At 59.3% G+C, this 21,736-nt stretch carries 15 protein-coding genes, 3 tRNA genes and 1 riboswitch; of the genes, 3 read left to right on the forward strand and 15 right to left on the reverse strand.

Annotation, left to right across the window (positions count from 1 at the left end; genetic code table 11):
- Positions 1–120: 120 nt before the first annotated feature.
- Positions 121–639 (forward strand): cell envelope protein SmpA, encoded by a 519-nt coding sequence (locus ACA053_RS21750; protein ID WP_497393670.1) that lies wholly within the window; start codon positions 121–123, stop codon positions 637–639.
- A gap of 19 nt (positions 640–658) precedes the next feature.
- Here ACA053_RS21750 and ACA053_RS21755 read toward each other — a convergent pair.
- From ACA053_RS21755 to ltaE, 7 genes are all read right to left on the reverse strand, one after another.
- Positions 659–735 (reverse strand) — tRNA-Arg (locus ACA053_RS21755).
- 71 nt (positions 736–806) lie between these two features.
- A tRNA-Arg gene (locus tag ACA053_RS21760) sits at positions 807–883 on the reverse strand.
- Between the two features lie 107 nt (positions 884–990).
- Positions 991–1,081, reverse strand: a tRNA-Ser gene (locus ACA053_RS21765).
- Positions 1,082–1,143: 62 nt separating this feature from the next.
- Positions 1,144–1,332 (reverse strand): carbon storage regulator CsrA, encoded by a 189-nt coding sequence (csrA, locus tag ACA053_RS21770; protein WP_003178872.1) that lies wholly within the window; start codon positions 1,330–1,332, stop codon positions 1,144–1,146.
- Positions 1,333–1,520: 188 nt separating this feature from the next.
- Positions 1,521–2,762, reverse strand: coding sequence for an aspartate kinase (locus tag ACA053_RS21775; RefSeq protein WP_008033100.1), 1,242 nt, complete (start codon positions 2,760–2,762; stop codon positions 1,521–1,523).
- A gap of 91 nt (positions 2,763–2,853) precedes the next feature.
- Complete coding sequence (gene alaS, locus ACA053_RS21780; protein WP_109634085.1) at positions 2,854–5,478, reverse strand: alanine--tRNA ligase; 2,625 nt, start codon at positions 5,476–5,478, stop codon at positions 2,854–2,856.
- Between the two features lie 146 nt (positions 5,479–5,624).
- The gene (ltaE, locus tag ACA053_RS21785; RefSeq protein ID WP_497393671.1) at positions 5,625–6,629 is read right to left on the reverse strand and encodes a low-specificity L-threonine aldolase; all 1,005 of its coding nucleotides are present in this window, start codon (positions 6,627–6,629) and stop codon (positions 5,625–5,627) included.
- 196 nt (positions 6,630–6,825) lie between these two features.
- Positions 6,826–6,997, forward strand: a riboswitch (FMN riboswitch).
- A 102-nt stretch (positions 6,998–7,099) separates the two neighbouring features.
- Here ltaE and ACA053_RS21790 point away from each other — a divergent pair.
- On the forward strand, positions 7,100–7,609 hold the full coding sequence (locus ACA053_RS21790; protein ID WP_497393672.1) for a 6,7-dimethyl-8-ribityllumazine synthase: 510 nt from the start codon (positions 7,100–7,102) through the stop codon (positions 7,607–7,609).
- Positions 7,610–7,730: 121 nt separating this feature from the next.
- Here ACA053_RS21790 and astE read toward each other — a convergent pair whose 3' ends face one another.
- From astE to ACA053_RS21825, 7 genes are all read right to left on the reverse strand, one after another.
- Positions 7,731–8,741 (reverse strand): succinylglutamate desuccinylase, encoded by a 1,011-nt coding sequence (gene astE, locus ACA053_RS21795; protein ID WP_497393673.1) that lies wholly within the window; start codon positions 8,739–8,741, stop codon positions 7,731–7,733.
- Between the two features lie 12 nt (positions 8,742–8,753).
- Complete coding sequence (locus tag ACA053_RS21800; protein WP_033056735.1) at positions 8,754–9,041, reverse strand: hypothetical protein; 288 nt, start codon at positions 9,039–9,041, stop codon at positions 8,754–8,756.
- Positions 9,042–9,061: 20 nt separating this feature from the next.
- Positions 9,062–10,408 (reverse strand): N-succinylarginine dihydrolase, encoded by a 1,347-nt coding sequence (gene astB / locus ACA053_RS21805; RefSeq protein WP_109634090.1) that lies wholly within the window; start codon positions 10,406–10,408, stop codon positions 9,062–9,064.
- A gap of 161 nt (positions 10,409–10,569) precedes the next feature.
- On the reverse strand, positions 10,570–12,039 hold the full coding sequence (astD, locus tag ACA053_RS21810; protein WP_497396224.1) for a succinylglutamate-semialdehyde dehydrogenase: 1,470 nt from the start codon (positions 12,037–12,039) through the stop codon (positions 10,570–10,572).
- Positions 12,036–13,061: an arginine N-succinyltransferase gene (gene astA, locus ACA053_RS21815; protein WP_109634093.1), complete on the reverse strand. Its 1,026-nt coding sequence runs from the start codon at positions 13,059–13,061 to the stop codon at positions 12,036–12,038. The genes astD and astA overlap by 4 nt, the downstream gene beginning before the upstream one ends.
- A gap of 59 nt (positions 13,062–13,120) precedes the next feature.
- Positions 13,121–14,140, reverse strand: coding sequence for an arginine/ornithine succinyltransferase subunit alpha (aruF, locus tag ACA053_RS21820; RefSeq protein WP_497393674.1), 1,020 nt, complete (start codon positions 14,138–14,140; stop codon positions 13,121–13,123).
- Between the two features lie 228 nt (positions 14,141–14,368).
- Positions 14,369–15,589, reverse strand: a complete 1,221-nt coding sequence (locus tag ACA053_RS21825) for an aspartate aminotransferase family protein (protein WP_109634097.1) — start codon at positions 15,587–15,589, stop codon at positions 14,369–14,371.
- 286 nt (positions 15,590–15,875) lie between these two features.
- Here ACA053_RS21825 and ACA053_RS21830 point away from each other — a divergent pair, with 286 nt between their 5' ends.
- Complete coding sequence (locus ACA053_RS21830) at positions 15,876–20,741, forward strand: dermonecrotic toxin domain-containing protein (RefSeq protein WP_497393675.1); 4,866 nt, start codon at positions 15,876–15,878, stop codon at positions 20,739–20,741.
- A 1-nt stretch (position 20,742) separates the two neighbouring features.
- Here the strand turns inward: ACA053_RS21830 and ACA053_RS21835 are convergent, their stop codons facing one another.
- Positions 20,743–21,723: a GlxA family transcriptional regulator gene (locus ACA053_RS21835; RefSeq protein ID WP_010457247.1), complete on the reverse strand. Its 981-nt coding sequence runs from the start codon at positions 21,721–21,723 to the stop codon at positions 20,743–20,745.
- Positions 21,724–21,736: the final 13 nt, after the last annotated feature.

A 21,736-nucleotide genomic window follows, 5' to 3' on the forward strand; every position in this document is an offset into this window, starting at 1 on the left:
AGACAAAGCTGAGTGCAGTCCTGACCTCTCCAACTGCGACGACTCATTCTGAAAAGAAAACACACCCTCGTCGAAAAATGTAGCGGCTACCCTGACATGGACCGTCATGGAGGACGTTTAATGCCATCGATCAGCCTTTATTTTTTACTGCTTGCCCTGCTCTGCCTTTCGCCCCGCTTACAAGCCGCCACCATTCACCGTTGCGAAGCAACCGACGGCCGCCTCACCTTCACCACCTTGAGTTGCACGGACGGCGAAAGTCTCTCTCTGCAAGATGTGCGCACCTTCAAACCCGTTAACCCGGTAGCGATGATGCCGGAGGCGGACACTCGGGAAACACCCAGAGCGAAAACCAGAAGGAAGGAACCAACCGTTGTCGGTCAGACTGAGGACAAGTGTGGAAACCTGATGACTGCCAAGGAACGGCGCGAAGCAATCATCAACCAACGGATCGTCGCCGGCATGACGCAACAGGACGTCGAGAGTGCTCTGGGCAAGCCAGACAAGATCAGTATTCGCAATTCGGCCACGAGCTACCGTTATGACCTCAAGCGAGGTCGCAGCGCACACGTCGAGTTCGATGAGAAAGGATGCACGAAGGGAAAAGCCAAATCCCAGACGGCAAAAAGCCCGCGTTAAACGCGGGCTTTTTGGTGTTTGGTGCACTCGACAGGATTCGAACCTGTGACCGCTCGGTTCGTAGCCGAGTACTCTATCCAGCTGAGCTACGAGTGCATTTGTGTTTTTATACCAGATCACAACTGGTTGGAGCCAAGTTATTCACATTACTGCAAACAACCCTTAAATGGTGCACTCGACAGGATTCGAACCTGTGACCGCTCGGTTCGTAGCCGAGTACTCTATCCAGCTGAGCTACGAGTGCATTTGTTGCCGCGCATTATAGGCCGTCTAATCTCTATGTAAAGCACTTTTTCTAGTAATTTCAAACACTTACCGAAAAAGCCAGATTACTACGTACTACGCAAATAATGGCGGAGAACGGGGGATTCGAACCCCCGACACCCTTTTGAGGTGTACTCCCTTAGCAGGGGAGCGCCTTCGGCCACTCGGCCAGCTCTCCGCAACACGGGGCGTATATTAACCAGCTTCTTCCCCGTTTGCAAACATAAAAAACGATAAAAATTAATGGCTTGGTTCGTCGTCCTTCTCTTTCTTGATCCGCAAGTAAATTTCCTCACGGTGAACCGCAACCTCTTTAGGTGCGTTAACGCCAATACGCACTTGATTTCCTTTAACGCCGAGCACGGTCACGGTGATTTCGCCATCACCAATAATCAGGCTTTCTGCGCACCGACGAGTCAGAATCAGCATACCTTTCTCCTCACGCATTTCATTTCAGGGACAACAGTCTGCAAAAAAAAGGCACTCGACCTACAACCGGAACGATCGCAGCCCTACATGCCTGAGTATTGACCAGCGCGAGCAAAAGAACAGTTCCTGGGTCGCGCTATTCAAAAAAGACAAAGGGCGCGGTCAGACCGCGCCCTTTGGCAAACGCATCACTCGCCCGTTCGGGCCGGTGCGTCCAGTTCGAAAGCCGTGTGCAGAGCGCGCACAGCCAGTTCCAGATACTTCTCTTCGATCACAACGGAGACTTTGATTTCCGACGTCGAGATCATCTGGATGTTGATGCTTTCTTTGGCCAGGGATTCGAACATGCGGCTGGCCACGCCTGCGTGGGAACGCATGCCGACGCCGACGATCGAGACCTTGGCGATCTTGATGTCACCCACGACCTCACGGGCACCGATCTCGCGAGCGGTGTTTTCCAGCACGGTTTGTGCGGCTTGGAAGTCATTGCGGTGCACGGTGAAGGTGAAGTCGGTGGTGTTATCGTGCGCAACGTTCTGCACGATCATGTCGACTTCGATGTTCGCGGCACTGATCGGGCCGAGAATCTTGAATGCAACGCCCGGGGTGTCTGGCACACCACGGATGGTCAGCTTGGCTTCATCGCGATTGAAAGCGATGCCGGAAATGATCGGCTGTTCCATGGTTTCCTCTTCATCAATAGTAATGAGGGTGCCCGGACCCTCCTTGAAGCTGTGCAGTACGCGCAGCGGAACGTTGTACTTGCCGGCGAATTCCACCGCACGGATCTGCAACACCTTGGAACCGAGGCTGGCCATTTCCAGCATCTCTTCGAAGGTAATCTTGTCCAGGCGCTGGGCCACGGACACCACACGCGGGTCGGTGGTGTAGACGCCGTCGACATCGGTGTAGATCTGGCATTCATCAGCCTTTAAGGCTGCTGCCAGTGCCACGCCGGTGGTGTCGGAACCGCCACGACCAAGGGTGGTGATGTTGCCGTGCTCGTCGACGCCCTGGAAACCGGCGACAACAACGACACGACCTGCCTTCAGATCACCGCGAATCTTCTGGTCATCAATCTGCAAGATACGCGCTTTATTGTGCGCGCTGTCCGTCAGAATCCGCACCTGATTGCCGGTGTACGACACCGCCGGCACGCCGCGCTTGATCAGCGCCATGGCCAACAGTGCAATCGTCACCTGCTCGCCCGTGGAGACGATCACATCCAGCTCACGCGGAACCGGTTGGCCGTCGCCACTGATTTGCTTGGCCAGATCGATCAGACGGTTGGTTTCGCCGCTCATTGCAGACAGGACAACCACCAGGTCATCGCCGGCATCGCGGAATTTCTTAACCTTGTCGGCGACCTGCTCGATTCTCTCGACAGTGCCGACGGAGGTGCCTCCAAATTTCTGTACGATCAAAGCCATTTCAAAGCCGCCTCTGCCCATGAAGGGCGCCCAAATAATCACTCAAACAGCGTTCCGGCCCGCCACTAGACTGCGGGCCGGACACCCTGCCTTATAAACCCTGCTCTACAAATGGAACAGTCAGGGCCAGTGCCGCATCCAGTGCGCCAGCGTCAGTACCACCGCCCTGCGCCATGTCTGGACGACCACCGCCCTTCCCGCCCACTGCCGCAGCGGCTTGCTTCATCAAATCACCGGCTTTGAGTTGGCCAGTCAGGTCTTTGGTTACGCCTGCAACCAGAACGACCTTTTCCTCATGGACACTGCCGAGCAGGATCACTGCGCGGCCGAGTTTGTTTTTCAGCTGATCGACCAGCGCCAGCAGCGCCTTGGCGTCCTGACCGTCCAGACGCACGGCCAGCACTTTCACGCCTTTGACGTCCAAGGCAGAGGCCGACAGATCGTCGCCCGCCGCGCTGGCAGCCTTGGCTTGCAACTGCTCGAGTTGCTTCTCCAGCAGACGGTTGCGCTCCAGCACAGCCGACAGCTTGTCGATCAGGTTGTCGCGGCTGCCCTTGACCAGGTTGGCCGCTTCCTTGAGTTGTTCTTCTGCAGCGTTCAAGTAAGCCAGTGCCGCGGCTCCGGTGACGGCCTCGATACGACGCACACCAGAAGCCACACCGCCTTCGCTGATGATTTTCAGCAGGCCGATGTCGCCGGTACGGTTGGCGTGGATGCCACCGCACAGCTCGACGGAGAAATCACCGCCCATGCTCAGCACGCGCACGTTGTCGCCGTACTTCTCGCCAAACAGCGCCATGGCGCCTTTTTTCTTGGCGGTTTCGATGTCGGTTTCTTCGGTTTCAACCGCTGAGTTCTTGCGGATCTCGGCGTTGACGATGTCTTCCAGCGCTTTCAATTGCTCAGGCTTGATGGCTTCGAAGTGGCTGAAGTCGAAGCGAAGGCGCTGACTGTCGACCAGCGAGCCTTTCTGCTGAACGTGATCACCCAGCACTTTACGCAACGCGGCGTGCAGCAAGTGAGTGGCCGAGTGGTTCAGCGAAGTGGCGTGACGCACATCGGCTTCAACGTGGGTTTCAACCGGAGAACCGATGGTCAGGCTACCCGACGCCAACACACCGTGATGCAGGAACGCGCCGCCGGTCTTGGTGGTGTCACGCACGTCAAAACGGCCGTTGCCGCCTTGCAGATAACCGCAATCGCCGATCTGGCCGCCGGATTCAGCGTAGAACGGCGTCTGATTGAGAACGACCACGCCCTCTTCGCCTTCACTCAGTACGTCGACCGCCTGGCCTTCTTTATAGAGGCCAACGACTTTCGCCGAACCGCTGGTGGCTTTGTAACCGGTGAATTCGGTGGCCACATCAACCTTGACCAGGCTGTTGTAGTCCATGCCGAAGGAGCTGGCGGAACGGGCACGGACGCGCTGGGCTTCCATTTCGCGCTCGAAACCTTCTTCGTCGATGGTCAGGCTGCGCTCGCGAGCGATGTCGCCGGTCAGGTCCATCGGGAAGCCATAGGTGTCGTAGAGTTTGAACACCACGTCGCCCGGCACCACGTCGCCTTTGAGTTCGGCCAGATCCTGTTCGAGGATTTTCAGGCCCTGCTCCAGAGTCTTGGCGAACTGCTCTTCTTCGGCTTTCAGGACGCGTTCGATGTGCGCCTGCTGGGATTTCAGCTCAGGGAAGGCTTCGCCCATTTCGGCGACCAGTGCCGCGACGATCTGGTAGAAGAAGCTGCCCTTGGCGCCCAGTTTGTTGCCGTGACGGCAGGCGCGGCGGATGATCCGGCGCAGCACATAACCGCGGCCTTCGTTGGACGGCAGCACGCCATCGGCAATCAGGAAGCCGCAGGAACGAATGTGGTCAGCCACGACTTTCAGGGAAGCCTGAGCGTCGTTGGTGCAGCCGATGGCCTTGGCCGATGCGGTCAGCAGGCTCTGGAACAGGTCGATTTCATAGTTCGAGTGAACGTGCTGCAGCACGGCACTGATCCGCTCCAGGCCCATGCCGGTGTCGACCGACGGTGCTGGCAGCGGGTGCAACACGCCGTCGGCGGTGCGGTTGAACTGCATGAACACGTTGTTCCAGATCTCGATGTAACGGTCGCCGTCTTCTTCCGGCGAGCCCGGCGGACCACCCCAGATGTCGGCGCCGTGATCGTAGAAAATCTCGGTGCAAGGACCGCACGGGCCGGTATCGCCCATGGTCCAGAAGTTGTCGGAGGCGTACGGTGCGCCCTTGTTGTCACCGATGCGAACCATGCGCTCGGCCGGAACCCCGATTTCCTTGGTCCAGATGTCGTACGCCTCGTCATCGCTGGCGTAGACGGTTACCCAGAGCTTTTCCTTCGGCAGGTTCAGCCACTTGTCGGAGGTGAGGAAGTTCCAGGCGTAGGTGATCGCGTCGCGCTTGAAGTAATCACCGAAGCTGAAGTTACCCAGCATTTCGAAGAAGGTGTGGTGACGGGCGGTATAACCGACGTTTTCCAGGTCGTTGTGCTTGCCGCCGGCGCGCACGCATTTCTGGCTGGAGACAGCGCGGGTGTACGCGCGCTTTTCCTGGCCCAGGAAGCAGTCCTTGAACTGGTTCATCCCCGCGTTAGTGAACAGCAGGGTTGGGTCGTTGCCCGGAATCAAAGAGCTGGAGGCTACACGGGTGTGGCCTTGCTCTTCGAAGAAGCGAAGGAAGGCTTCACGGATTTCTGCGCTTTTCATTAGGTTCTTCCACGGAGGCTGCGGCCAAAGGCCTGTGCGAAACGTCAACAGACGAAGCGACGGCAAAGGGCCGCATTATATCGGCCCAGCGCGCGGGGTACAGCGTGTTTATACGATAGAAACGGTCAATTGGACCGCCAAGGCGATCAGTTGCGAGAAAAGTCGACGAATGTCGCCACGACTTGCTCGATTTGAGCGCGGCTGACGTCCATGTGCGTGACCATGCGCAAGCGTCCGGCAGCGCTCAACTTGATCCCGCGCTCGGCTGCAAAGGCCTTGATCGCCTCGGCCTTGTCGCCCATGGTCACGTAAACCATGTTGGTCTGCACCGGCTCGACTTCGTAACCGGCCTTTTGCAGCTCATCGGCCAGAAATTGCGCATTGGCATGATCGTCGGCCAGACGCTGGACGTTGTTATCCAGCGCATAGAGCCCCGCCGCCGCCAACAGGCCGGCCTGGCGCATGCCACCACCGACCATCTTGCGCAGGCGGCGTGCCTTGCCGATCAACTCCGCCGAGCCGCACAACACCGAACCGATCGGCGCGCCCAGGCCTTTAGACAGGCAGACCGAGACCGAATCGAAGTGCTGAGTGATCTCGCGGGCATCGACACCCAGTTTGACGGCTGCGTTGTAGAGTCGGGCGCCATCCAGGTGCAACTGCAGCCCATGCTCGCGGGTAAAGCTGCGCGCCCGGGCGAGATATTCCAGCGGCAGCACTTTGCCCTGCATGGTGTTTTCCAGCGCCAGCAACCGCGTACGGGCGAAATGGAAGTCGTCCGGTTTGATCGCGGCAGCGACGTGCGCCAGGTCCAGCGAACCATCGGCCTGTACTTCCAGCGGTTGCGGCTGGATCGAACCGAGGACCGCCGCGCCGCCACCTTCGTACTTATAGGTGTGTGCCTGCTGGCCGACGATGTATTCGTCACCGCGTTCGCAATGGGCCATCAGGCCCAGCAGGTTGCTCATGGTGCCTGTCGGCACGAACAACGCAGCGGCAAAACCCAGCCGTTTTGCCAGTTCCGCTTCCAGACGATTGACCGTCGGATCTTCGCCATAGACGTCGTCACCGGTGGCCGCACTGGCCATCGCGTCAAGCATCCCGGCGGTCGGTTGGGTAACGGTGTCGCTGCGAAGATCGATAACGCTCATGAATCTGGCCTCGTTAAGCAGGGGAAAATCCCTTTCAGTCAGGATTACTGCGGCCATGAGGACGATTAATCAACCCCAGGCGAAGGAAAAGACGCGTCAAGCGAACGAAAAAGTCGATAGCAATCATCAGATAGCAGCAATGCACGGCTCGGAAATATGTGTTAAAAACGCTTCGCCGCCAGACAATCTGGCGGCAAAACGTTCTCAGGGCGGGGTGCAACTCCCCACCGGCGGTAATTGCGCGCAATGCGCATAGCCCGCGAGCGCTTGGTGACAGATACCGCTTCGGTGGTGTCTGGCGGCAAGGTCAGCAGACCCGGTGTGATCCCGGGGCCGACGGTCATAGTCCGGATGAAGAGAGAACGGGATTGGCGCCAAAGGGCCGTCCGCGGGCATTCGTGCGAGCGTGCGTACCCTTAAATCCCATTCGATTCATATGCCCTGTTTTTTACATAAACAGGAGTCAGAACATGCAACCCACCGCAATCGATAGCAAAAGCAAAAACCATCAGGGCGAGCGCGTTGCGTTCATCCAGGCCTGCTGGCACAAGGAAATCGTCGATCAAAGCCGTAAGGGCTTCGTTGCCGAAATGATTGCCCAGGGTTATCAGGAATCCGACATCGATTTCTTCGAAGTCGGCGGCGCCTTTGAAATTCCACTTCACGCCAAGCTGCTGGCCAAGTCCGGTCGTTACGCTGGCATCGTCGCGGCCGGCCTGGTGGTTGACGGCGGCATCTACCGTCACGAATTCGTCGCCCAATCGGTGATCAGCGGCCTGATGCAGGTTCAGCTGGAAACCGAAGTGCCGGTGTTCTCTGTGGTTTTGACCCCGCACCACTTCCACGCCGGTGAAGAGCACCAGAAGTTCTTCTTCGAGCATTTCGTGCATAAGGGTCAGGAAGCGGCGAAGACGTGTGCGGATACGCTGCATAAGGTTCGTGCACTGCGCCGCACCGAGCCGCGTGCCTTAGCCGTCTAAACACCGGATGTAACTGTGGGAGCTAGCCTGCTGGCGATAGCGGAGTATCAGTCAACAACCAGGGTGACTGACACATTGCAATCGCTAGCAGGCTAGCTCCCACATTTGTTATGTGTTGGATTCAGGCGAGGTTCTCGTCGGTGGTCGGCACGATCAGGATGCCGGCGCGCAGGCCGTTTTTGACCTTGGGGTTCGGAAAGATGATCCGGGCGCCCTTCTCTTCGATGATCCAGCGGGTCTGGGCGATGTCTTCGGCCAGCACGTAACCCACGTCCAACTCCGAAAAGTTCTCGATGTCCGCCGGCAGGTTCAGGCGGAAGCTGTCGCTGTGCTTGATGATTTCCCGCGCCACGCTGAACAACTGCAAACCGTCCAGGCATTCTTCAGTCACCGCTGGCTCGGTGCCTTCAATGATCTGCTGGAGGCGGGTCTCAAGCAGCGAGACGTTCACACCGTCGTTCTGCCCGAACGGCCGCGCCTTGCCCAGTTCAAGGGTGAAAGACTCGGCCCCCAGCTTGTCGTAGGTGTAAGAGCTGAACACGATCGACGGCTTGTTCTGCAACAGCACCGCTTCCATGCCGGCAGCACGTAAGCGGGCCAGTTCCAGGCGCGAATGCTGGCGCCCTTCTTTCCACGGATACAACGCGAACTGTTCGATTTTCGAGCCGCGTATCGCCGTGTGCAGATCGTAGTGCAGACGCTCACGATCCGGCAGACTGAAAAAACTCGCGGCCAACCGCTCAAGCTCACAAGCGCGCAGGGCTTCGGAACCGCTGGTTTGTTCGTGACGGCCGTTGAACAGCCGGTTGACGTCCTGCTCAACGAAACGCTCGCCTTTGCGAATCGCTTCCGGGTTGCCGAACAGGAACAGAATACGTGCGCGCGGCTTCAAGTCACCGCGGGCGATGTCATGTAACAGGCGATCGAGCAGCTCGATCGGCGCTGTTTCGTTGCCATGGATACCCGCTGACAGCAGCAGGTCCAGGCCGTTATCACGAGCCTCAGGTGGCCGGACTTCCAGCGCACCTTCGCTCAACCAGCGCATGCGTACGCCTTCGACAGTCAGTTGAGTCTTCTCCGCCGGTTCGCGGCCGGCGAGGGTCAGTTCAAGCAGTTTGCCGAGGGCGAGCATAGAGCGGTTTCCTTAGTGGTCGTGTGCGCAATCCGGGCCGTGCACGTGGTCTTCGTCGCCGACTTCAGCCGGTTCCATTTCCAGTTGCAGACTTACCAGATTAGTCGCCAATGGGCGCAGCAGCAGGTTTGCGTATTCGGCGTCACCTTCTTCGACGTCCACGCCGATCAGCAGCTGGCCACGGCCGTCCTGCTGGATCCACAGCTCTTTGCCTTGCCACATGACCGCGACGCGGGTGCAGGAGGTTTCCAGTTGCGTGCCGTCGGTGTCTTCAAGGATCAGCTGCAGGGTATCGCTCATGTTTTTTACGCTCTCGACGTTCAATTGATCTGGAAGGGATAAACCGCGCCCAGTTTAAGGATTTGCGTCAGTTCATCCAGTGCCGTCCGGCACTCAAGCAGCAACTGCGGGTCCGCGAGATCGTTTTCGGTCATGCGGTCGCGGTAGTGCTTGTCGACCCATTCGGTCAACGTGCCGTACAACGGTGCCGTCATGATAACCCCTGGGTTGACGGCCGCCAGTTCGGTTTCGTTGAGCGCGACGCGCAGTCGCAGGCAAGCCGGGCCACCGCCGTTCTGCATGCTCTGCTTCAAATCGAAGACTTTCACTTCACGGATCAGGCCGCCGGAGCTGGTCAAACCTTGCAGGTACTGCCAGACACGCTCATTGCCACGGCACTCTTCCGGCACGATCAACAGCATCGAACCGTCAGGACGGGTCAGCAACTGGCTATTGAACAGGTAGGAACGAACGGCGTCTTCCACGGTGACGGCGGAACGCGGTACGCAGATTGACTGAAATTTCCCACCAAATTTTGCGAGTTTGCCCTGCAATTCAGCGAGCATCTGCTCGGTGTCGAGGAATGCGTCCTCGTGATAGAACAGCACCTCGCCGTTACCCACCGCGATCACGTCGTTGTGGAACACGCCCTGATCGATCACCGAAGGGTTCTGCTGGGCGTAGACCACGCCGTCATCGCTCAAGCCGTGCAGGCGAGCAACGGCTTGCGAGGCTTCGAGGGTCTGGCGCGCCGGGTATTTCTGCGGTGCCGGGTAGCGGTTGTCGAACGCACTGCGACCGAACACGAAAAACTCGACGCCGGCCTCACCGTATTCACGGCAGAAACGGGTGTGGTTGGCCGCGCCTTCGTCGCCGAACTGCGCCACCGCCGGCAATGCGGCGTGGTGAGCGAAGTGCTTCTGGTCAGCGAACATTGCCCCCAGCACGCGGCTGGTGGTCGGGTGTTCGATGCTGCGGTGGTATTTGCAGTTGAGGTTGGCGGCGGTGAAATGCACGCGACCGTCGGCAGTGTCGGCACTTGGGCTGACCGTGGCGGCGTTAGCCACCCACATGCTCGACGCCGAGCAACTGGCGACCAGCAACGGCATCGCGTCTTTCGCGGCTTGCTCGATCACTTGCGCGTCGGTACCGCTGAAACCCAGGCGGCGCAGGGCTGCAACGTCCGGGCGCTCCTGGGGTGCCAGGATGCCTTGCTGAAAGCCCATTTCCATCAGCGCTTTCATCTTCGCCAGGCCTTGCAGCGCGGCTTCCTTCGGGTTCGAAGACTGCTGGCTGTTGCTCTGGGAGGCGACGTTGCCGTAGGACAAACCGCCGTAGTTATGGGTCGGCCCCACTAGACCGTCAAAATTGACTTCATAGGATTTCATCAGCGAGGCTCCACGAGAATCTGTTGTTATGGCTTGAGTAACTATTCAGTAAGACCGCATCGCGACCATCGCCAGCAGGCTGGCTCCCACAGGTTCGGGGGTGTTCACACATTTTGTGTACGACCCAATCACTGTGGGAGCCAGCCTGCTGGCGATGGGCATCACGCCATTTTCACGCCGGGCGTCAAAGCGGCTGGCAACACCAGGCTCGGCGTTTCCAGCGAGGCCACCGGATACGCGCAATAATCTGCCGCGTAATAGGCGCTGGCGCGGTGGTTGCCCGAGGCGCCGACGCCGCCGAAGGGTGCGCTGCTCGCGGCGCCGGTCAGCTGTTTGTTCCAGTTGACGATTCCGGCACGGCTTTCCAGCCAGAACTGCTGATAGCGCGCCTCGGAATCCGATAGCAAACCCGCCGCCAGACCATATTGGGTATCGTTGGCTTCTGCGATCGCCGCCTCAAAGTCAGCGTAGCGGATCACTTGCAGCAATGGACCGAACAGCTCTTCATCAGGGCGATCGACCACGGCCGTTACGTCCAGGATGCCGGGGGTCAGCAACGCGGCTTGCGCCTGTGGCTGAGTCATTTCCAACAGCGCCACGGCGCCATTGGCCATCAACTGTTCCTGCGCATCCATCAGGGCTTTGGCAGCGCCCAAGGAAATCACCGAGCCCATGAATGGCGCCGGTTGCTTATCGAAGGCTCCGACTTCAATGGTCGAACTGACCTCCACCAGGCGTTCCAGCAACGTATCGCCCCATGTACCTTGCGGTACCAGCAAGCGCCGCGCACAAGTGCAACGCTGGCCGGCAGAGATGAATGCCGACTGAATGATGGTGTAAACGGCAGCATCAAGGTCCGCCACCTGATCAACCACCAGCGGGTTGTTACCGCCCATCTCCAGCGCGAGGATCTTGTCCGGACGGCCGGCGAATTGCTGGTGCAGATGATTGCCGGTGCGGCTCGAACCGGTGAAGAACAGGCCGTCGATACCCGGGTTCGCCGCCAGGGCGATACCGGTTTCGCGAGCGCCTTGCAGCAGGTTCAACACGCCCGCTGGCAGGCCCGCTTCAATCCAGCACTTGACCGTCAGCTCGGCGACTTTCGGGGTCAGTTCGCTGGGCTTGAACAGCACGCTGTTACCGGCCAGCAGCGCCGGCACGATGTGACCGTTCGGCAAGTGGCCCGGGAAGTTGTAAGGCCCGAACACCGCGACCACGCCGTGTGGTTTGTGGCGCAGCACGGCGGTGGCGTCGCCCAGCGGGCCGCTCTTCTCGCCGGTACGCTCGCGGTAGCTCTGCACCGAGATCGCGATCTTGTTGACCATGCTGGTCACTTCAGTTGTCGCTTCCCACAATGGCTTACCGGTTTCCTCGCCAATGGCGCGGGCCAGTTCGTCAGCGTGGTTCTTCAGGGCGGCGGCAAAGGCCTCGAGCACAGCAATCCGCTCGTCCAGGGTGCGACGGGCCCAGCCCGGGAACGCCTGACGCGCAGCCTGCACGGCCGACTCGACCTGAGCAACGGTGGCGCCTTCGCCGGTCCACAGCACTTGCTGGGTCACCGGATTCAGCGACTGGAATGCTTCGCCCTGACCGGCCAGCCATTCACCTGCGATGTATAGCGAATTCATTATTTCGACTCCCTGGCAGCAGACAACGGAACGGCGCGCACTTGATCGCCGGCGTTGAGTTGAAGACGTTTGGCGGTCAGCGGATCGACGACCAATGTGCCGGCGGCGAAGCGCGCCGGCGCGGCAGTGATGCGGCAGTCTTCGCGCTTGCGGTTGTGAATCAGGAAAGGGGTAGCGTCGTCACCCGGTGTGCCGATGGCCAACACCAGCGCCTGGCTGTCGCGCACGGCGCGGATCTTGCCGGTTTCGCACTCGACCGCAGGGCCGGCGTCGAAGATGTCGACGTAGCCTTGGTAGCTGAAACCTTCGCTCTTGAGCATGGCCAGCGCCGGCTCGGTGTCCGGGTGAACCTGACCGATGACGTTGCGCGCATCTGGCGACAGGAAGCAGGTGTACAGCGGGAATTTGGGCATCAGTTCGGCGATGAACGCCTTGTTGCCCACGCCGGTCAGGTAATCGGCCTGACTGAATTCCATCTTGAAGAAGTGACGGCCCAGGCTTTCCCAGAATGGCGAGCGCCCGGCTTCGTCGGACATGCCGCGCATTTCGGCAATGATCTTGTTGCCGAACAACTGCGGGAACTCGGCGATGAACAGCATCCGCGCCTTGGCCAGCATGCGGCCATTGAGGCCCGTGCGGTAATCGGCGTGTAGGAACAGCGAGCACAATTCAGAGTTGCCGGTCAGGTCGTTGGCCAGGAACAGCGTCGGGATCTCGCGGTAGATATTCAGCTCTTGCGAGGCGCTGACGGTCAGGCCGACCCGGAAGTTGTACCAGGGCTCACGCAGGCCGACGGCGCCTGCAATGGCGGAAATGCCCACCACGCGACCGTCATCGTCTTCGAGTACGAACAGGTAGTCCGCATCGCCCCGCCCGGCTTCGCCGCGGAAGGTCTTCTCGGCCCAGCCGACCCGATGGGCCAGACGTTCTTCATTGGCCGGCAAAGTGGTCAGGCCGGTGCCGGTGCTGCGGGCCAGGTCGATCAGAGCGGGTAAATCGCTGCTGCGTACGGGACGAACGATCATGCTATCTCCTCAAACGGGCCGCCAACGCCACCCGCGAAACTTCGCTGCTTTCTAGGCAATCAAACCGCAACCAGGCGCACGCTGGCACCTTCACCGACGCCCAGGGCTTCGGCCGCTTCCAGATCCAGGGTCACGGGTTTGCCCGGCGCGTAATCGAGCTCGAGCAACACGGCGCGGTAATCCTGCAACTGGGCATTGGCCACCAGGTATTGACGACCGGCACCTTTGACCGGCTCACCGATTTTCACCGGCACCACACGGCTCTGGGCGATCGAACGGATCCCCGAGACACGGGCATGCAACGTCGGGCCACCGTCAAAAATGTCGATGTAGTGATCGGTCTCGAAGCCTTCGCGCATCAGGATGTCGAAAGTAATCTGCGCTCGTGGATGCACTTGGCCCATCGCCTCTTGCGCGGTGTCCGGCAGCAGAGGCACGTAGATCGGGTAGTGCGGCATCAGTTCGGCGAGGAAGGTCCGGCTCTTCAGACCGCACAGACGCTCGGCTTCGGCGTAGTTGAGGTCGAAGAAGTTGCGACCGATCGCGTCCCAGAACGGCGAATCGCCATTTTCATCGCTGTAACCGACGATCTCGGTCACCACGGAATCGGCAAAACGCTCCGGATGGCTGGCGACGAACAGCAAGCGACCACGGGAATTGAGCTCAGCCCACGGCGAACCCACCAGCTCGCGCTGCACGTAGAAACTGGTCAGCAAGCTGTTGCCGGTCAGGTCGTGGCACTGGGAGAGCACGTGGATCTTGTTGTGAATCTTCAGCTCGCGGGAAGCGTGGACGAAGGTTTCATTGCGAAAGCTGTAGAACGGCTCGGAATAACCGGCGGAGGCAACGATGGCCGAGCAGCCGACCAGTTTGCCGGTGGCCGAATCTTCGAGGACGAAGAAGTAGCTCTCTTCACCGTTGAAGCTGACTTCAGCGGAAAACGAGGCTTCGCTCGCGGCGATCTTGTCGCTCAGGCGTTCAACGTCATCCGGCAAGGAAGTGACACCAATCGGGCTGTCCGCAGCCAGACGCTGTACCTCGCCCAGATCAGCCATTTGCGCGGGGCGCATCACCAGCATGGTGTCACTCCTTAATCTCAGAACTTACAGAAGAAAAAATCCCGGGCCATCCCTGAAACAACTCAGAGTCAACTGTGGGAGCTAGCCTGCTAGCGATATCGTCCTGTCAGGCAACAATGATGTTGGCTATCAGGCCCTCATCGCTAGCAGGCTAGCTCCCACACTTTTGATCCAGCCCGAAACAAAAATTTGGATCGACGCCTGAAATGTCAGGCGTCGAAGGGTCTATCAGGCTTGCGTCAACTTGGCCACGGCGCGTTCGAAGCGATCCAGGCCCTGATCGATATCGGCGTCGTCAACCACCAGGCTTGGCGCGAAACGCACCACGTCCGGGCCGGCTTGCAGAATCATCAGACCTTCACGCTCGGCGGCGTTGAAGATGTCTTTTGCCTTGCCTTTCCAGGCATCGCTCAACACACAACCAATCAACAGGCCCATGCCGCGGACCTTGGTGAAGATCGCGTATTTCTCGCCGATCTGCTCCAGGCGAGCCTTGAACTTGTTGTGCTTGGCCTTGACGCCTGCCAGCACTTCAGGGGTGTTGATCACGTCGATCACGGCTTCAGCGACAGCGCATGCCAGCGGGTTGCCGCCGTACGTGGTGCCGTGAGTACCGACGACCAGGTGTTTGGCCAGGTCTTCAGTGGTCAGCATCGCCGCGATAGGGAAACCGCCGCCCAGGCTCTTGGCGCTGGTCAGGATGTCCGGGACCACGCCGTAATGCTGGTAGGCGAACAGATGGCCGGTGCGGCCCATGCCGGTCTGCACTTCGTCGAAAATCAGCAGCGCGTTATGCGCGGTGCACAGGTCGCGGGCGCCTTGCAGGTACTCGAGTTCAGCCGGTATGACACCGCTCTCGCCCTGGATCGGTTCCAGGACCACAGCGCAGGTCTTGTCGGAAATGGCGGCTTTCAGCGCGGCCAGATCGTTGTACGGCACGTGGGTGATGCCAGTGATTTTCGGACCGAAGCCATCGGAATACTTCGACTGGCCACCAACGTTCACGGTGAACAGGGTACGGCCGTGGAAGCTGTTGAGCGCGGCGATGATTTCGTACTTCTCGCTGCCGAACCGATCGAAACCGACGCGACGGGCCAGCTTGAAGGCGGCCTCGTTGGCTTCGGCGCCGGAGTTGCAGAAGAACGCACGCTCGGCAAAGGTGGCGTTGATCAGCTTATGCGCCAGGCGCAGCGCCGGCTCATTGGTGAACACGTTGGACACGTGCCACAGCTTGTTCGCCTGCTCGGTCAAGGCACCGACCAGCGCCGGGTGCGCATGGCCCAATACGTTAACGGCGATCCCGCCGGCGAAGTCGATCAGCTCGCGGCCAGACTGGTCCCAGACACGGGAACCGGCACCACGCACAGGGATGAATGCGGCAGGCGCATAGTTGGGAACCATTACCTGGTCGAAATCGGCGCGTTCTACCGCAGCGTGCTCAACGGACATCGGAGTCTCCTGATGAGGAACACTCGCCGGAAACTGGCGAGCTTGGTGAGGATTGTAAGGACAGTTTTCAGCCCGGCCTTGCCGCCAAGCGACAACTTCTTATAGCGCAAACCCCGGTTTTTCCCGGGTTTACGGCAATGCGACATATAGGGTCGCAAAGGCGCAGTTTAAACCGCCGGCACAGGTTATAGGCAGGCTTGTCGAGCGGTGCGGTAAATATGTACCGCACGAAACCCATCATCGTCTGTTTTGCTGGCGGCTCATCCAAACGCCAAGGGAATAGCGCATGAGTCAACACGAAAACGATCGCCCTTCTGATTCCGCCGCCAGTGAATACGTCACGCAGCCGGACGATCATTACCATCACCTGTTCAACAATCTGCCGGCCTGGGTATTAGAAGCATCGTCCACGACGCGCAACGCCCTGAAAAACGCCACGCTTGCCGCGCCGAGCTGGCATGGCACCGCTACGCCCCTGCAACATCAGTCGCTGAAAAAGATCAGCCAGGAACACTGGACTCATCGAAATCGTCTGGACTCAACACTGTCGAAGCTTCAAAGCGCACGAGCCTTTGCCGAGCCCCTTCTACAAGCAGCCCTGAAAACCCGGTTTGATCTGGAACTGGATGTCAAAACCACCTTCCTGCGCCTGTACATCCCGCAAACCGTGCCCTGGCTGGGGATCAAGACGGGCGCCGCGCGCACCTGGACCGTATCGCTGCTCGACGCCGCCCTGCACAACTTTCAGGAATCGGAAACGACGGCTGATGCCTACGAGTCCGCCTCGACATTCATCACCAAACCTTCGCCCACCGGGCAGTTCGACACGCTGCCGGCGGTCAAGCAAAAGCTTGGCGTCGCGGCTTTTGCGCGGCTGTGCCGGGAACTGGACATCGGTGCCCGGTACAACACGTATCTCAAGGACAATCTGGGGCTGACCAACCCGGTGGCCGGCGCGGTGTTGAAAACGAAGGTGATCAGCTCGCAAAAAGCGGCCCTCAAAGCCGCGCTGCAAATGGCGCATATCCGCAAGGATATTCCAGAGGATGCCTATCTCTCGATCCTGCGCCTTCTGGAAGGGCGTTCGGGGGCGCAACTGGGTGGCCAATCCCTGTACGGTCATGACCTGACCATAATGTCCTCCGCGCTGACCGGGATTGTCATTTTCGCCGCGAGCCTGGAGCGTGCACGCAAGGGAACACGGATCATTGCCTACATTCCCGACGATCCGGAACATCCGCTCAAGGAATATCCGAACACCCTGGCGTTCATGACCGAGCTGACCCGCAAGCTGCGCGCCCCGGATTACCAGACGTTCTTCAGCCGCTTCGTCGAGCATAAAGAAAGGGGCCATTTTTTCACTGATCTGAACCGTCGTCTCCAGCGTGTCACCTGGCATCAACACAAGCGTGGCGAGCCACTGCCGAGCTGGCGCGCAACGGCCATCGACAGGCCCGATCTGCGGTTCTCGATGACGCCGTTCAGCGCAAACCTGTGGAATCATCTTTATCAGCGACAACTGAACAAGATCCTCAACGACGCCAGCACGCTTGCTGTCTCGACCGCCTCTGCCGACCGAAACGCGCGATGGGCATTGTGGGATGGCTTCAGCAAAGTGGCTTCAACGCTCCTTGAAATCGCATCGTTCGTGGCATTGCCGTTCGTCCCGTTTCTCGGCGAATTGATGCTCGGTTATATGGCCTACCAGTTACTCGACGACACCTTCGAAGGCATCGTAGACCTGGCCGAAGGGTTGAAAACCGAAGCGTTCGGGCATCTGATCGCCTTCGTCGAGACCGTGGTTCAGGTGGGGACATTCGTGGTGGGCGGCGCAATCGCTGCCGGTACCTTCAGCCGTCTGCTCTCGCGTGAAGCTGTCGCGCTGGTCGACCCACTCAAGCCCGTCGCAACGTCAAACGGAAAAACCCGTTACTGGAAGCCGGACCTGACCGCGTACGAGCAAGCAAAGACGCTGCCCGCCGGCGCAAAACCGGATCAACTTGGTCTTTATCACCTCGAGGGCAAGAAGCTGCTGCCTTTGGAGGGAAAACTGTATTCCGTGAAACCCGATGCCACTTCGGGCGCGTTTCAGATTGAGCATCCAACCCGGGCCGATGCGTATCAGCCATCGCTGCTGCACAACCATCACGGGGCCTGGCACACCGAGTTGGAGCAACCACTGAACTGGGATCGGGAAACGGTCATGCGCCGTCTCGGCCAAAGCGTCGAGTCGTTCAGCAGCGCCGAGCGCGAACAGATCCTGCGGGTCAGCGGTTTCCACGACAATGCCCTGCGCGAAATGCATGTCGAACACTATCGACCGCCGTCGCTGCTGACCGACACGATCAAGCGCTTCAGGATCAACCGGGACATTGAAACCTTTATCGAGCAGATCGGCAGCGATCAACCCGAGCGCTATCGAAACGCCGATGTGCCCCTGCAGCATCAATTGCTGAGCGGCTACGACGCGTGGCCCGTCGACACGCCAATGCCGACACCGCAAGCCCAAACGCCGGCCTTCAGGCAACAGAGCGCCGAACTCGCCCGCAAGTACCGCAAAGCACTGTTCGATTTGCGCTATCGCGCACTGGAAAAAACCGATGAACCACGCGTCCAGCGACTGATCGACGACGTGCAGGGGTTACCCTCCGATATCGCCCAGGAACTGGTGAGCAATGCCTCCGGCACCGAATTAAAGCAGCTGCACAACGGCCGCACGCCCCAACGGCTCAAGGACGCGGCACTCAAAGCCATGGAAGCGGTGCGCGCGACCCGAGCCTGTGAAGGCTTTTATTCCGACACGCTGGACACCACCGACACCCACCGACTGATCTTGCAGAGCCTGAACTCGCTGCCCGATTTACCAGCCGAGTTGCGTATCGAAGTGAGGGATTACACTGCCGAGGGCACCGTGCGCGACAGCATTGGCCAGCCCGATGCACCCACTCACAATACACTGGTTCGCGCTGAAGACGGGACATACCAGGTTCACCCAGACGACGATTCGACGCCTGGTGATTTTTATCACGCCCTGTTCCAGGCGCTCCCGGATGTGCAACGCAACAAGCTGAACCCGTCGATCGCAGACGCCCGGGCACTTAAACAGCGCATCGCCGAACACGCGCTGGAACAACCGGCATTACGCACACTGTTCGCAAAAAACCCTAATCGAAAACCGTTCTACGACCCCACCACCATGGGCCTGCCCGGTGGCACGCAGGGCTACAGCCGAATGAACCGCGAGACCCCCACCCTCGACAACCGTGTTCGCGAGGTTTACCCCGACCTGCCTCAGGAGGAAATGCAGTCCGTTGTTCAGGCATTGCAGCTTCACCCCGATGGCGCCCGTGTAGAACTTTCACGCTTGAACAGGGAATTGGTCCGACTGCATCAGGAGCTGCGCACCTGGGCGGATGACGCCCCCACTGCTCATCCTGAAACCGGACGCCCGCTCACTGAACTGGATCAACAAGCGCAGAGAAACAATCGCCGATTGCTGGCTCAGGAAATCCAGCGCAGCTGGCGGCGACAGTCCGACCGGGACTTCGACACACCGGACGGGGTTAGCCAATATGTGCTCAGGTTTGCAGAGCCGATCATCGGTGACTTGCCGTCATTGAGTGCCGATTTCAGCCATGTCTCTTTACTGTCCCTGGAAGGCAATCATGCCGCGCAAGGTATTCACGGTTTTCTACAGGGTTTCAGCGGGCTGCGCCGTCTGGAATTGCGCCGCTTCTCGCTGGCCACCCTCCCCGACGCCATCAGCCGAATGCCAGACCTGCACGCCCTGGTGTTAAGCGATTGCGGTATCAGGGTCGACGCGGCCACTTGGGCGAAACTGATGGCATTGAACAAACTGGCCATGCTGGACCTGTACAAAAATCCGTTTGAAACCCTGCCCCATTTCGACACGATGAGCGAACTGGTGCACGTGGACCTGAGCGACACTCACCTGAGCGAAATCCCGCCCGGCGCCCTGCAACAGCCAAAGCTCGACACCCTTTTGCTGATGAACAACCGAATCAGCGAGTTACCTGCCGAGTTATTCGAGGCATCACTGCACGACAAACGGGGCATACACCTCACGCACAATCCGCTTTCAAACAGAGCACTCGAACTGATCAAGCGTCACCATTTTGATACCGCCTACGACATGGGTGTTTATGCCCCAGAGCCGGACATTGATCGCGTCAAGGCGCTGTACCCGAGCATGGAAGTCGAACAGGCGAGCGAGTTTGTGTACGAATTGCCGGGAACACTTGAGGAGGGCCGGACCGCGCTGACACATCTGGAAGAAGAGTTGACCCAATTGAGAAATGACTTGTCGACCTGGACCAGCAACCTTCCAGACCAGCACCCCCTGACGGGCGAGCCCTTCAACGCCTTCCAACTGTTTATCGAGCACGCCAACCGCGACGAATTCAAGCAGGCGCTGGAGCGCTGCTGGCAGCGTGAATCGGAACTGGATGACTTCAACGATGCGCTGGAACCCACTTACGAGCTCACCATCCGCCCGGTCATCAATGGAGAACTGCCGGCCCTGAGTGCAGACTTCAGTCATGTATCCGCACTGGAGATACAGAGCACCAATGGCGTGACGCGCATCGGGCGTTTCCTGGACGCCTTCCCTAACCTCAAAAGCCTGAGGCTGCGCGAGTGTGAACTCGGCAACATTCCCGACGCGGTATTCAAGATGGGGCGCCTGCGCTCACTGTCGCTTCCCAATTGCCGTGTCAGCCTGTCAGCAGAAACGGCCAATGCATTGGCGGGAATGGAATTGCTTGATTACCTCGACCTCGGTTTCAACTCGCTGGGGCGTACGCCTGATCTTAGTCAAATGCCAGAACTGGCGACCGTGTTGCTCAATGACACCGGCCTCACGGAAATACCCGACGGCCTGCTTCAACTGACGGACCTGGACTGGGCTGACCTGAGCATGAACGGGATTACCGAAGTGCCCAGCGACCTGATGGAGTTGCCGGTTGAAACTGCAGAAAACATCACGTTGAGAGGCAACACGTTTTCCGAGGAAAGCCTGGTACGGCTGATCAGTTACTTCGAACAGACAGGCACAGACTTTGGCGTAGAAGAGGTCATCAACCGAGGTGAAATGCAGGTTTCCACCTCAGAGGGGTCCGAAATCGACGAGTAGATCAGCCGCGCTCGGACGGCACCGACGACAACTCGAATGGACTGCTGCTGCGCCGCTGGTTGCGATCTTCCCGCGGCGTGGCGCCGAAGAAGTTGCGGTAGGCACTGGAGAAATGCGGCCCTGAAGAGAAGCCACACGACAGGCCGATCTGGATGATCGACTTGCTGGTTTGCATCAACATCTGCCGGGCCTTGTTCAGGCGCAGCTCCAGGTAATACTGGCTCGGCACACGGTTGAGGTATTGCTTGAAGATCCGCTCCAGCTGCCGACGGGACACGCACACGTGCTGGGCGATTTCGTCGGTGGTCAGGGGCTCTTCGATGTTGGCTTCCATCAGCAACACCGCTTGGGTGAGCTTCGGATGGCTGGAGCCCAAGCGGTTTTGCAATGGAATGCGCTGGCGCTCGCCGCCTTCACGGATGCGCTCGACCACCAGTTCTTCGGAAACGGCGCCGGCCAGTTCAGCGCCATGATCACGGGCCAGCACCGCCAGCAACAGATCGAGTACCGACAAACCGCCACACGCGGTCAGTCGATCACGATCCCAATCGAACAGATGGCTGGTGGCGATGACTTTGGGGAAACGTTCGGCGAAATCGTCCTGCCAGCGCCAATGCACGGCAGCGCGGTAGCCGTCGAGCAAACCCAGTTGCGCCAACGGGTAGACACCGGCGGACAAACCGCCGATCACACAACCGGCGCGCACCAGTTGTTTCAGCGAACTGCTGAGCGCCGGCGCGAGGGTGGTCGGCGGCTCATCGGCGAGCAGAAACAGTTTCTGGAAGTTTTCGAGCTTGCCGGCCCACGGCTCACCCGGCAATTGCCAGGCGCCTTCGGTCGGCGGTTCGGCCTGCAAGAACGACAGTTCGTAGACCACGTCCGGATGCACACGCTGGGCAACACGCAAGGCCTCCTCAGCCAGCGCAAGCGTCAGTGCTTTAGTGCTGGGCCAAATCAGGAAACCAATTCGATGGGCAGTCATGGCGGGCAATCCG

Source organism: Pseudomonas sp. LBUM1672 (genome assembly GCF_059695655.1).